Raw genomic sequence first — 13,676 nt, forward strand, 5'->3', positions numbered from 1 at the left:
AAAAATTTATTACGAAAAACAAAATTTTTTAAGGAATATTTAGACTTTGTATATAATATATTATGTAATACATTGTATATAATGGAAAATGCTCATTAATAAAAGAAAAATAAAAGTTGTAAAATGAATTTTAATTTTAAAAAAATAACATATCGATTTTTTATTTGTTAATTTATTAAATTGAGACAATAAATTTTATTAATAATTCAATTATTCATGAATAAATTTTAATAAATTACATTTAATGAATACTATTGTGCCGCTCTGTGTTCTCCCTACAAAAAAAGCTGTTTCAAAATGAAACAGCTTCTATTATATTGATGCAATGTTTAACTACATTTTATCATCAGCAGTAGGTCCGTAAAGTCCAGGAACTTTGTTTCCGGTTGATCTTAAATAAACAACCAGCTCACCTCTGTGATGGTACAAATGATTATAAAGAAAAGCTCTTATCACCTGAACCTTTGGCATAGGAGGGAAAAGTACATTTCCGTTCATTTCCATTTTCCACTCGTTGAAATAGGTATTTTCATCAGAGTTTTCAAGAGCTTTCTGTGCGTTGGCAACATTCTCCTCAAATTTTGCAAGAATATTTTCTGCTTTGGAAATATCTCCTTTGTCATACCTGTAAGTTCCCATATCGAAAACGTCCTGATTGAAAGTGGATTCATACCAGTTGTATACTTCAGCAATGTGAGAAGCAAGCTGACCGGTTGTCCAGTTTTTTTCGGACGGTTTCCAATCCAGTGCGCTGTCGGGGATTGCCTGTAAGATTTTTCTGGTGTTTTCAGCTTCATGCAGAAATTCACCTAAAAGTACCTGTTTAATCATTTGTATCGGTGTTATTTTTAAAATTATTTTGTAATATCTCTTCCAATGACAAGTCTCTGGATCTCAGACGTTCCTTCTCCAATAGTACAAAGTTTGGAATCTCTATAAAACTTTTCAGCAGGGAAATCTTTCGTATAACCATATCCTCCGAAGATCTGAACTGCATTGTTTGAGATTCTTACACAAGCTTCAGAAGCATATAGTTTAGCCATAGCTCCTTCTTTTGTCATTTTTTGTTTTGCATTCTTAAGAGTAGATGCTCTCTGGATAAGAAGTTCAGCAGCATCAATTTCTGTTGCCATATCTGCCAGCATAAAGTTGATTGCCTGGAAATCTGCAATAGGTTTTCCGAATTGATGTCTTTCTTTTGCATATTTCAAAGCTGCTTTATAAGCTCCTCTTGCAGTCCCTAAGCTTAATGCAGCAATAGAAATTCTACCGCCATCCAACACTTTCATAGCCTGCTTGAAACCTTCTCCAACTTCACCTAAACGGTGAGAATCCGGTACGCGTACATTATCAAAAATTAATTCTGCTGTTTCAGAAGCACGCATCCCTAATTTATTTTCTTTTTTTCCGGAAGTAAAACCAGGCATTCCTTTTTCCAAAACAAAGGCTGTAGAATTATTTTTAGCTCCTTTTTCACCTGTTCTCGTCATTACTACGGCAATATCACCTGAAATAGCGTGGGTGATAAAGTTTTTAGCTCCGTTGATGATCCACTCATCACCATCTTTTACAGCAGTTGTAGACATACCTCCTGAATCAGAACCTGTGTTGTGCTCTGTAAGTCCCCAAGCTCCGATTACTTTTCCGGAAGCCAGCTGAGGAAGCCATTTGTGTCTTTGTTCTTCATTTCCAAATTCATAAATATGGTTGGTGCAAAGTGAGTTGTGTGCTGCTACAGAAAGACCAATAGATGGGTCAACCTGAGAAATTTCGTCCAGAATAGTAACATACTCATGATAGCCTAAGCCGGAACCTCCATATTGTTCAGGAACTACAATTCCCATAAAACCCATCTCACCCAACTGGTGGAATAAGTCTTTTGGAAATGTTTGGCTTTCATCCCATTCCATAATATTCGGTCTGATGTTCTTTTCTGCAAATTCTCTAGCCGTCTCCGCTATCATTTTGATGTTGTCAATAGTCTCAGTATTCATATAATAATAGTTAGTTCCCAAAGATAACCAAATTGATGGAATGCTAAAGAAAAATTATTTTCCCAGCATTATTAACGACCAATACATCTAATTTTCAATTTTTTATATTTTGAGAATTAATACTTTCTTAATAAAATATTCTGGCATATTCGTTTTTTATTTCACTATTTTTAGTTTCCCAATTTTTAAGGCATGAAAAAAATTCTACTTCCAATCCTTTTGATTTCTTCTTATAGTGCTGCGCAGGCACCTGCGGGGTATTATGATGGAACAGCCGGACTGACGGGATATGCCCTGAAATCAAAGATCCACGATATTATTTCAGAAAAAATGATCAACTGGCATTATGACGATCTTAAAGTGTTATATGCCCAGACTGATCTGGATAAATATTATGATCATGATGCTTCCAATACTCAGTATCTGCTGGATATCTATTCTGAAATTCCGTCTGGGCCGGATTCTTATGAATATACTACAGATCAGTTGGTAGCAGGTGTTGGTGCGGAAGGTTTGGGGTACAACCGGGAACATATGATGCCGCAGAGTACATTCAGTACAAGCTCATCTATCAGTGATTATCCTATGTATTCGGATCTGAATTTTATAATTCCTGTTGATGGATGGATCAACCAGCGAAGAAGCAATTATCCATATGGAACAGGAAATAATACCAATCATTATATTTTTTCCAACACTTCGAGAATATCTAATGCAGCGATTCCCAATTACCCTTATACTGGAAGAGTGTATGAACCTATTAATGAATTCAAAGGTGATATTGCAAGGTCATTGTTATACTTTGCAGTACGCTATGAAGGAAAGTTAGGTTCATTCAATACCGCTTATACCACATCTGCCAATCTTACTCCTGCTACAGACCAATGTCCGTTGGACGGAACGGAAGAAAGAGCAGTTGATCTTGCCTATATTGCCATGCTGAAACAGTGGAATACGGCAGATCCGGTTTCGCAAAGAGAAATTGACCGGAACAATGCTGTTTATACTATACAAAAAAACAGAAACCCATTTATTGATCATCCTGAGTGGATTGATATGATCTGGTCCGAAACACCTGATACTATTGCTCCTGCGGCTCCCGGATCACTGGTTTCAACCCAGCAGAATGCTTATTTTGTGAATCTGAGCTGGACGGCTTCTCCTGATGCGGATATTTTAGGATACAGGATTTATATGAATGGATCTGTAACGCCTGTTGCCACTACAAAAGGGACTTCCATCAGCATCGATCACCTGAGCCCGTCAACCACCTATACTTTTACGGTGAAAGCCTTTGATAAAGCATACCTGGAATCTCCATTCAGTAATATGGTAACAGCCTCAACAATTGCTTCGGATTCCTATGCCCCGGATCTTATCATTACCAAATATATATCCGGAACAAATACGGAATCTGTGAAAAATAATGCGCTGGAAATTGTCAATAAAACAGGACATGAGGTTAATTTAAATAATTACAGAATTAATATTCAGTTTAAAAATAATATATCAGGAGATTTCTATAATGGCGACACATACGAATTGGAAGGCAAGGTAGGAAACAACGAAACTTTTGTTATCCTGAATCCGAAAGGCACTTTATCATGCTATACTCTTGGCGAGGCAAGATTTGTAACTGCTTCTGATCCTATGATGTTTGCGGGAGGAAATTATGTGGAACTTGCGTATAATAAAACGGTTACAGTGGATGCTATCGGGGTAAAATACACGACCAATAATAACGGGAACGTATCTTTATACAGAAAAAACACCATCAATCAACCCAATAATACTTTTACTAGCAGTGAATGGGATTCTTATCCGTCCAATTACTGTCAGAATCTGGGAGGCACATTGTCTACAGCGGAATTGATGACTGTTAATAATGAGTTTACAATATATCCGAATCCTGTTTATGATTATCTGTATGTGAACGGAGAAGTTACCCATATAAAGACAGCCCAAATCATAGATCTTTCGGGAAAAGTGATTTATACTGAAAAAGATCCTTTCAGGTATAAAAAAGATATTTCTGTACAAGGGATTCCAACGGGAACTTATTTCCTGAAGCTTGATGAAAAGGTACATCAGTTTATTAAAAGGTAAATAAAATCAAATTTGAATACTATAATTTTTGTGACAAGCCAAACCTAACAGGTTTCTAAAACCTGTTAGGTTTATTTTTAAATAATACGCAAAGGGAATTGATGAGATTGCTTCGCTTTACCCGCAATGACTGTCCTAGCCCTGATAGCAGCGGTTACCCCGCAGTAGAAGTGGGAGAGTTGTAGGGTTAAGGAGTTGGAATAGATAGGCGCGAGGAGTATGAGCGGATAGCAGGAACAGCTTCTTACTATAAAAAAAGTATAAAAAAGTAGAGTTAAAGTCGACACCATAATAAAAGATTGAACATTTTTTTGCTGTTTTGCTATTCAGTAGTTTTATATAAAGCCTTAAAAACCTTATGTTTACTATATCATTGATATAAGCTGATTCACTAATAATCAATATCTATAAGTGTTTCTGCTTATATTTTTTATATATAAGTAATTATGCTTATATTTGCAGTATGATAGCGGTCATTACCGGTGATATTATAAATTCACAGCATGCGGACACTGAAGTTTGGATTACCAGGCTTAAACATCTTCTCGAAAAATGGGGAAGCGCTCCTCACACATGGGAAATCTACAGAGGAGATGAGTTCCAGTTCAAATGCAGAATTGATGACGTTTTCTGGCGTTTTCTAGCCATAAAATCTCTTATTAAAAGTGTTGAAAATTTAGATGTAAGGATGGCCATAGGTATTGGTGAGGAAAGTTTTTCTTCTGAGAAAATCACTGAATCCAATGGTACAGCCTATGTCAATTCCGGGAGACTGCTTAATGACCTTAAAAGTGACGGGCATACTGTTGCCATCAAAACATCAAGTGATCCGGTGGACAGAGATCTTAATATCCTGTTGAAATGGTCGTCCAAGGATTTTGATAACTGGACAATGGCTACGGCAGAGATCATTCATGAGATGATTATGAATCAGGATATCACTCAGGAAGATCTTGCTAAGAGATTTGCTATTTCACAGTCTTCGGTAAGCCAGAGACTGAAACGAGCCAACTATGAGCTCATCGTGGAAACCAATCAGTATTTCAGAAAGAAAATCTCAGAATTATAGGCATGATCTTCATCAAACTCATATTGGCACATTTACTCGGAGATTTTATACTTCAGCCAAATTCATGGGTTGCAGATAAGGAGAACCATAAACTGAAAAGTAAGTTTTTATACCTTCATATTCTGATTCACACTATTTTAAGCCTTGTTTTCCTTTGGGATCTTCAGCTTTGGTGGGTCGCTGTATTGGTGGGAATTACTCACTTTATGATTGATGCTTCCAAACTTATATTTCAAAATGTAAAGACTAAGAAAAGATGGTTTTTCATTGATCAGCTGCTGCATGTTTCAGTGATTGCCGGAGTTTCTTTTTATTTCCAGGAATTCAGTTTTGGCTTCGTACAAAATCAGGAATTTTTGAAGGTAATTATGGCGGCGCTGTTTCTGACAACACCTGCTTCTATTTTTATCAAAACCTTATTGTCATCCTGGACACCTGCTCCGGATGGCCCCAACACTATTCAAACCGAATCTTTATCAAGTGCCGGAAAATATATCGGAATTTTAGAACGTCTGCTGGTTTTCACTTTTATTATGGTGAATCATTGGGAAGGCGTAGGTTTCATGGTAGCTGCCAAATCTGTTTTCAGGTTCAGCGACCTTGCACAGGCAAAACAGAGAAAACTTACGGAGTATGTATTAATTGGTACACTGCTGAGTTTTGGACTGGCTGTCTTAACAGGAATAATAATAAAATAAATCAATAAATCTAACTACAATTTAGAAAGTAAAATTATGAGTCAAAAGAAAGAAATGTTGTACGAGGGGAAAGCAAAACAAGTATTTGCAACCGATAATCCTGATGAAGTAGTAGTACGTTTCAAAGACGATGCTACAGCATTTAACGCTCAAAAAAGAGGTCAGGTAGACCTTAAAGGGGAAATGAACAACGCAATCACAACCCTTATTTTTGAATACTTGAATGAGAAAGGGATTAAAACTCATTTCATCAAAAAATTAGACGAAAGAGAGCAGCTGGTAAGAAAGGTTTCTATCATTCCTTTGGAAATGGTGGTAAGAAACTACTCTGCAGGAAGCATGGCGCAAAGATTAGGAGTGGAAGAAGGAATTAAATCTCCTGTAACGATCTTCGATATCTGTTATAAAAAAGATGAATTGGGAGATCCGCTTATCAATGATCACCATGCCGTTTTCTTAGGAGCAGCTACTTACGAAGAACTTGACGAAATGTATGAGTTATCTTCAGATATCAATGATATCCTTATCGACCTGTTTGACAAAATCAATATCATCCTGGTAGATTTCAAAATCGAATTAGGTAAAACTTCAGACGGTGAAATCATCTTAGCAGACGAAATCTCTCCTGATACTTGCAGACTTTGGGATAAAGATACCATGAAGAAATTAGACAAAGACAGATTCAGAAGAGACTTAGGAGAAGTTACTGAGGCTTATGTTGAAATCTACAACCGTCTTAAAAATCTTTTACAGAAATAAGATTTAATTTATTTAAAGATTAAACCATTTAAAAATTAAACAGGCTGTAATCTTTTTAATCATTAAATTTTTTAATCTTTTAATTTAGAAAAAATAGAAATGAAAAGTTTAGACATTCATAAAAGTGAATATTTAAAACAGTTTAAAACCCAGACCTACGGAAGAAATCTTTTCAGAACTCAGGAAGAGGAAAGACTGGATGCTCCTAATGAAGAATGTGGGATCTTCGGAATGTATTCGGATAATGATCTGGATACTTTCTCTCTTTCACAGTTTGGCCTTTTTGCATTACAGCACAGAGGTCAGGAGGCTTGTGGTATTTCCGTTTTAAAGGATGGAAGAATCACAAACATGAAAGACGAAGGACTGGTTTTGGATGTTTATAAAGAAATTCAGGAACCTGAAACTTTTATGGGAAATTCTGCAATTGGGCATACCCGTTATACCACTGCAGGAGATAAGAAGAAATATAATTTTCAGCCATTTTTCGCGAAAAACGAATATGACCAGATTATACTTTCTATAGCACACAATGGTAACCTTACCAATGCCAAAGAATTAAAAGCAGAATTAGAAGCTGAAGGCGTAGTTTTCAGAGCGACTTCCGATTCTGAAGTTATCCTGAGACTGATTCAGAAAAACCTTGATTTAGGTCTTCGTGGAGCGATTAAAGCAACCATGGAAAAGATTGAAGGAGCTTATTCTGTAGTAGGGATGACCAGAAACAAATTCTTTGCATTCAGAGACTTCAACGGTATCCGTCCGTTAGTATTGGGGGCTATTGATGAAAAATCTTATGTAGTAGCTTCAGAATCTGTAGCATTGGATGCTGTGGGTGCTCAGTATGTACGTGATATCCTTCCTGGTGAGATCATTTATACCAACGAAAACGAACCTGGAAAACTTCATTCTTATATGATGGATGAAGCGAAAGGTAAGCAGAGAATCTGTTCTTTCGAATATATTTATTTCGCAAGACCTGACTCTACCTTAGAAAATATCAATGTTTACGAGATCAGAGAAAAATCCGGAGAGAAAATCTGGGAACAGGCTCCTGTAGAAGCTGATCTGGTAATTGGAGTTCCGGATTCCGGAGTTCCGGCTGCTATTGGTTTCTCTAAAGCTTCAGGAATACCTTTTCGTCCGGTTTTGATCAAAAACAGATATATCGGAAGAAGTTTCATCGTTCCTACACAGGAAATGAGAGAAAGGGTAGTGAATCTTAAGCTGAACCCGATCATTTCTGAAATGAAAGACAAGAGAGTAGTCATTATTGACGATTCTATTGTTCGTGGAACAACATCTAAAAGACTGGTTAAAATTTTAAAAGATGCAGGAGTAAAGGAAATTCACTTCAGAAGTGTTTCCCCTCCAATTATCGCTCCTTGCTACCTTGGAATTGATACTCCGTCCAAAGATGATCTGATTTCTGCCAATATGACTACGGAAGAACTTAAAAATTACCTGGGAGTAGACTCCTTAGAGTTTTTAAGTATCGATAACCTGAAAGATATTTTAGGATCAGCCAACCACTGCTTCGGATGCTTTACAGAAGAATATCCTGTAGGAAAAGGAGAAGAAGTAGATTTATTCAATTAGTCTCTTTATTGAAATATAAAAAGGACCGGGTGTACAACCTGGTTCTTTTGTTTTAGAAATGTAGCAAAAGCTTAATATTCCTTTATTATACAATATACAGTGGAGTTTTAATTTTGTAAGATTAAAACTTCAGGATATGAAAAATGCACTATTCACGGGTATTTTTATTGTATTTACCCAATTTTATGCTTCACAATCTTTTGACAGGCAGGCACACCGCGGAGGAAAATCCCTTTACCCGGAAAATACAATACCGGCTATGAAAAACGGATTAAAAATGAATGTTTCCACATTGGAAATGGATCTGGCCATAACAAAAGATAAAAAAGTAATTCTTTCCCATGATGCTTTTCTTTCACCTGAATTGGTAACAAAACCAAATGGAACCTATATTCCCAAGGATTCGGGGTTTTATTATAAAATTTATGAAATGTCTTATGCAAAGATCAAAACCTTTGATGTAGGAATGAAAAAACTGGAAAACTATCCTGATCAAAAGAAAATGAAGGTTCAGAAACCTCTCTTTTCAGACGTCATTGATGCATCTGAAGCTTATGCCCGTGAATTGAAAAGGCTGTTACCTTATTATAATATAGAAACCAAAACACGTCCTTTCTCAGACAATATATTCCATCCCGAACCCAAAGAGTTTGTGGATCTGATGATGAAGATCATTATTGAAAAAAAGATCCAGGACAGGGTGATCATTCAGTCTTTTGATCCAAGAACACTGGAAATTCTTCATAAAGAATATCCTGGAATAATGACTGCTTTACTCGTAGAAAAGGTTGATGATAAAAAGCTGGCCCAGCAGCAGGCTTATTTTAAAAATATTCCGGTAGAAAAGTTCAGAATGTATCCTGATCATATGAATGGAGTAGCCGGAGATATGAAGTTCCTGAGTTTTACTCCTACAATTTACAGCCCGGAACATAATCTTGTAACGCCCCAATTAGTAAAGGAATGCCACTCATTAGGCATGAAAGTAATCCCATGGACTGTGAATACCAGAGAAAGATTAAAGGAATTAAAAGAAATGGGAATAGATGGGGTGATCAGTGATGATCCGAGAATATTTGAATAAAACTTTTGATATAAATAGCCGGAAGAAAATCTTCCGGCTATTTTATGCGTGCAAGGTTAATGCACTTCGGTTAAAAAATTGGTTTCTAATTAGAATTTGTAGTTAAGACCTAACTGAAATACTCTGTTGTTGTTTTCAGCAGCAGGTCTGCTTTTATCAATTTTTGTCAAGCTATTTACATATCTTGCGCTGATACCGATGTTGGATGTGATATCATATCCTAAACCAAGACCCAATCCGAAATTGAATTTATTGATCTGATCTTTGTCGATATCTTCAGTATTAGAACTTGTAGTGGTTGTAGTAACACCTCCTGTAGTACTTGCTACACTTCTTTCTCCTTTAGTTTTTCCGTTGATGAAATAACTGAATTCAGGTCCGGCTTCAACGTAAAATTTCTCTGTAGGTCTCATCTGAAGCATTAACGGAACTGAAATATAGTTCATCTTTACTCTACCTTCTTCTTTAGTTTTTACATTCGTAATTCCATTATCAGTTTCTGTAGATGAAATTACATCTTTTGCTCCCATTTGGTTGTATAATACCTCTGGCTGTAAGCTGAAATGTTTTGAAAGTGGAATATTAACGAATGCACCTGCGTGGAAACCTAGTTGTTGTGTGTTGATTCCAAACTTTTGCTCACTGAAATAAGCTGAGTTTCCTCCGGCCTTGATTCCGAATCTAATGGGTTGTACATCTTTTTTTAGTGGTGATGCATTGACTGTTTTCGTTTCCGTCTTTGTTTCTGTCTCCTGAGCGAAAGCTAGTGTACCAGCAGTTAATGCTAATCCTAAAAATAACTTCTTCATAATTTTATTTTTTAATTTTACTATTTGTGTGTCGGATATCTCTCAATCAGACTCCATGTATTTTGCAAATTGCTTGCCAAAGTCGAAAAACGCCTGTTTAAAGGGCTTTTGAGATGGTTTTTGAAAAGTTTATTTTAAACCATTTATCCCTTTTTGATGAATAAATATTTTATATAATGAATGTTTTGTGAAAATAGTTGAAGGCTCATTACACTTTATTATTGATAATTGAAATAATAAAAAAAATTGAACTGGAATTGGCTTTTCCATGAATTAAAAGGACTTCCGGGTACTTTTTAAGAATAAAAATAAAAATACCGGACTTTTTAAAGCCCGGCACCAGTTTTGAAAATAATAAATATCTCTATTTAAATCGGTATACTACTCCTACCTGAAGTGCATTATTTCTTACTTTATCACCGTCGTTGTATTTGTAAACTTCAGTAAGCCCAGCCGTAAATCTTGCGGTTACGCCAAAGTTTTCAGTGAAATAATATCCGGCACCAATACCTAATCCTACATTGAAACGATTAAAAAGGCTTTTTGAAATGCTCTGTGAAATATATTCCGTACGCTGTACTGTAACTGAATTTCCGGTAGTCTCGATAGTGGTTAAATCTCCTTTTGTCTTTCCTCCCAGCAGATATCCGAATTCAGGACCTGCTTCTACATAAAGCTGCGGAAGAATATTGTATTGAACCATTACAGGAAGAGAAAGGTAATTTAATGTTGTCCTATAATCATAGTGTTGTGTCTTTCTGTAGTTTCCCGAGCTGGTTCTGTAGTTATAGTCTGATTTTGATCCCAGCTGACTGAAAAGAAGCTCTGGCTGGATGCTGAATTTCTCAGAAACAGGAATATTCGCAAACACTCCTGCATGAAAACCTGCTTTGATTTTCTCATTGTTATCATATTCATAGCCATCTCCTCTGGTAAGTGTAGAACCGTTAAAACCTGCTTTAACACCAAAAGTGACAGGAGAAGATTTTGACTGATGTTTTTCCTGCGCATTCGCGAAAAGGCAACCTGCAATTACAATTACTGCAAAGAGTTTTTTCATGATTTAAAGTTTAATTTTCTTTTTTGGATCAAAATATCTGCCACAAAAGGATAAAGTGATAAAAGTCATAATAAGCGAAAAAGTCAGGCGTAAACTAATAAACCTGACTTTTTCTATTGAAATCAAAATGTATCTTATTTGAACAGACAAAATATTTTCCATATTCTGTTGTGTACTCATATTGCCAGCTTGGCTGACACAGTTCCGTTAAAGTTTAATGGTAATAGTTAGATTGTAATTCTGATATTCAATTGAATATCAAATGAATCAAAGCATACTCATTGTGAAACATAAACCGTAAGTTGGAAAAATTCCGGATAGAGTACAATCAATTATTCTACAGGCAAATTTCTTGCCAAAATATCGGGACAAATAAAAAAACCGGATTATATTAAATCCGGCTCTGTATTGATGAGAAGTCTGCTTTAAAAAGCTAAACTGATTTCTTAAAATTTATATGCTAAACCTACCTGGAATACTCCGTTTTTAGCTTTGTCTTCAGATAGATCCGGTCTGTCTTTGGCAACATCCGTTAAACCAGCCACATATCTTGCGGTAATACCGATATTGTCTGTGAAATAATATCCTGCTCCAAGACCAATTCCGAAGTCGAAACCTTTGAACAGATCTTTAGCATCTGCAGAATTGGAATCAGCTTTCAGTTTTGAGTTAATCAAAAAGCTGAACTGAGGTCCTGCTTCCAGATATAGGTTAGGCAAGGCATTATACTGAAGCATTAACGGTACAGAAATATAATCCAGATTTACTTTTATATCATTAGTACCTTTAATTTTTGCACCCATTCCGTTGTATAACACTTCTGGTTGGAAAGAGAAGTCCTGAGCTACAGGAATATTAGCAAATAACCCTCCGTAGAATCCCGCTTTTGAATTGAAGTCATTCTCGGTAAGAGTTGAAATATTAAGACCTGCTTTCACACCAAATCTAACTGGAGAAGAAGAAGCAGTAGAAGTTGAAGTCTTCTGAGAGAAAGCAAAAGTACCTGCAACAAGCGCAAGGCCTAAAAAAATCTTTTTCATAAGTTTATTTTTTAATAGTTATTAAGTTTTATTTAACATTTCTTTAAGAAACAAAGTACGTGCCAAAAATCAATATATGTTCTTAATTTTCTACTTAGTATACATTTTTTAAGAATATTTTTTTATCTGCAGTAAAAAAGCCAGATTAAAATTAATCCGCCCACCTTGTCATTATAAAAACTTAGTAAACTTTAGAATTTGTGGCCTGCTTCTACATATAGATTAGGAAGTGCCTTATATTGGAACATGACAGGAACAGAAAGATATTCTAAATTAAGCTGGGTATTATTATCTCCTTTTCCTTTTGCTCCCGTAGCGCTATATAAAACTTCCGGCTGCACTGAAAAATCCTTAGCTACAGGAATATTGGCAAATACACCACCATAGAATCCTGCTTTTGACTTCATATCCATATTGGAAAGGGTAGAAATGTTCAGACCTGCTTTCAAACCGAATTTGATTTTAGAAGATGTGGATGGAGTAGTAGCTTCAGTAGATGCAGAAGTGCTCTGAGCAAAAGTGAAAGTACCTGCGATAATGGCCAGGCCTAGAAAAATCTTTTTCATAGATTAGTTTAATTTTTATGTTATTTAACGTTCGGAAAGCAACAAACAACATGCCGTCAACCCTTATGAATAAAGACTTTATGTGTTTTTAACGAATGAGAAAATCAACTATATGGGAGGTATTGATGGTGAATTATTAACTCCATATTATTTTAACATAAAAAAAGACCAGATTAAAAAATTAATCTGATCTTTTCTATTGAATATAAAATTTGTTAGTGAATGTAAGCTTATTTGAATCTATAAGCTAAACCTACCTGGAATACATTGTTTTTTACAGCATCACCAGAATTATTCTTGTAAATGTCAGTAAGACCTGCAGTATATCTTGCTGTAATTCCTAAATTAGGAATGAAGTAATATCCTGCACCAATACCTATACCAAAGTTAAAAGTCTGGAAATCATCTTTGTCAAGAGTGGCAACTTGTGTATTGTTACTGTTGTTTGTTGAACTTTTTAACTTATCTTTAGCGCTTACAAGAAATCCAAATTCAGGACCTGCTTCAAGGAAGAACTCAGGTGTTGCATTATACTGGAACATTACCGGTACAGCAACGTATCCTAAATTTCTTGAATATTCGCTCTTATAATTATTACCAAGTACTGAATATTCTCTTGTTACTTTTGAACCTAAGTCATTATAAAGAACTTCCGGCTGCACACTAAAAGAACTTGCTAATGGGATGTTGGCGAAAACTCCTGCATTAAAACCAATTTTTGATTTAGAATCACTTAAATCTGCACCGTTAGAAAGTGAAGAAACGTTCATTCCTCCTTTTACCCCAAATGTTACCGGATTAGAAGATGTGTTTCCTGTCTGTTGAGCGAATGCGAATGTTCCTGCAGTTAACGCTAATCCTAAAATTAACTTTTTCATAACTTTAATTTTTT

At 35.7% G+C, this 13,676-nt stretch carries 13 protein-coding genes; 6 read left to right on the top strand and 7 right to left on the bottom strand.

All coding sequences use genetic code 11. The features are described 5' to 3' along the window. Nucleotides 1-333 precede the first annotated feature (333 nt). A complete protein-coding gene (locus JNG87_RS18275) occupies nucleotides 334-831 on the bottom strand; it encodes a DinB family protein (RefSeq protein WP_202840183.1) in 498 nt (165 codons plus the stop codon). 23 nt (nucleotides 832-854) lie between these two features. Then, nucleotides 855-1,994 (bottom strand): acyl-CoA dehydrogenase family protein, encoded by a 1,140-nt coding sequence (locus JNG87_RS18280; RefSeq protein WP_110008837.1) that lies wholly within the window; start codon nucleotides 1,992-1,994, stop codon nucleotides 855-857. A 192-nt stretch (nucleotides 1,995-2,186) separates the two neighbouring features. On the opposite strand from JNG87_RS18280, the gene JNG87_RS18285 reads away from it, so the two are divergent. From JNG87_RS18285 to JNG87_RS18310, 6 genes are all read left to right on the top strand, one after another. Further along, nucleotides 2,187-4,100 (top strand): endonuclease, encoded by a 1,914-nt coding sequence (locus JNG87_RS18285; protein ID WP_202840184.1) that lies wholly within the window; start codon nucleotides 2,187-2,189, stop codon nucleotides 4,098-4,100. 463 nt (nucleotides 4,101-4,563) lie between these two features. After that, on the top strand, nucleotides 4,564-5,169 hold the full coding sequence (locus JNG87_RS18290) for a SatD family protein (RefSeq protein WP_110008839.1): 606 nt from the start codon (nucleotides 4,564-4,566) through the stop codon (nucleotides 5,167-5,169). 2 nt (nucleotides 5,170-5,171) lie between these two features. Further along, nucleotides 5,172-5,867, top strand: coding sequence for a DUF3307 domain-containing protein (locus tag JNG87_RS18295; RefSeq protein WP_202840186.1), 696 nt, complete (start codon nucleotides 5,172-5,174; stop codon nucleotides 5,865-5,867). Between the two features lie 36 nt (nucleotides 5,868-5,903). Beyond that, nucleotides 5,904-6,626 carry a phosphoribosylaminoimidazolesuccinocarboxamide synthase gene (purC, locus tag JNG87_RS18300; protein WP_110008841.1) on the top strand — a complete coding sequence of 241 codons (723 nt, stop codon included), beginning with the start codon at nucleotides 5,904-5,906 and terminating at the stop codon, nucleotides 6,624-6,626. A gap of 99 nt (nucleotides 6,627-6,725) precedes the next feature. Continuing rightward, nucleotides 6,726-8,225 (top strand): amidophosphoribosyltransferase, encoded by a 1,500-nt coding sequence (purF, locus tag JNG87_RS18305; protein WP_110008842.1) that lies wholly within the window; start codon nucleotides 6,726-6,728, stop codon nucleotides 8,223-8,225. A 136-nt stretch (nucleotides 8,226-8,361) separates the two neighbouring features. Further along, nucleotides 8,362-9,309 carry a glycerophosphodiester phosphodiesterase family protein gene (locus tag JNG87_RS18310; protein ID WP_202840188.1) on the top strand — a complete coding sequence of 316 codons (948 nt, stop codon included), beginning with the start codon at nucleotides 8,362-8,364 and terminating at the stop codon, nucleotides 9,307-9,309. 89 nt (nucleotides 9,310-9,398) lie between these two features. Here JNG87_RS18310 and JNG87_RS18315 read toward each other — a convergent pair whose 3' ends face one another. From JNG87_RS18315 to JNG87_RS18335, 5 genes are all read right to left on the bottom strand, one after another. Further along, complete coding sequence (locus tag JNG87_RS18315; protein ID WP_137904080.1) at nucleotides 9,399-10,118, bottom strand: porin family protein; 720 nt, start codon at nucleotides 10,116-10,118, stop codon at nucleotides 9,399-9,401. Nucleotides 10,119-10,482: 364 nt separating this feature from the next. Next, complete coding sequence (locus tag JNG87_RS18320) at nucleotides 10,483-11,178, bottom strand: porin family protein (protein ID WP_202840190.1); 696 nt, start codon at nucleotides 11,176-11,178, stop codon at nucleotides 10,483-10,485. A 446-nt stretch (nucleotides 11,179-11,624) separates the two neighbouring features. Continuing rightward, on the bottom strand, nucleotides 11,625-12,218 hold the full coding sequence (locus JNG87_RS18325; RefSeq protein ID WP_110008846.1) for a porin family protein: 594 nt from the start codon (nucleotides 12,216-12,218) through the stop codon (nucleotides 11,625-11,627). Between the two features lie 191 nt (nucleotides 12,219-12,409). Beyond that, nucleotides 12,410-12,784 (bottom strand): porin family protein, encoded by a 375-nt coding sequence (locus tag JNG87_RS18330; protein ID WP_202840192.1) that lies wholly within the window; start codon nucleotides 12,782-12,784, stop codon nucleotides 12,410-12,412. 230 nt (nucleotides 12,785-13,014) lie between these two features. Continuing rightward, nucleotides 13,015-13,662, bottom strand: a complete 648-nt coding sequence (locus tag JNG87_RS18335) for a porin family protein (protein ID WP_202840194.1) — start codon at nucleotides 13,660-13,662, stop codon at nucleotides 13,015-13,017. Nucleotides 13,663-13,676 lie beyond the last annotated feature (14 nt).

Origin of the sequence: Chryseobacterium cucumeris, from assembly GCF_016775705.1 — a bacterium.
GTDB classification, from domain to species: Bacteria; Bacteroidota; Bacteroidia; order Flavobacteriales; family Weeksellaceae; genus Chryseobacterium; species Chryseobacterium cupriresistens.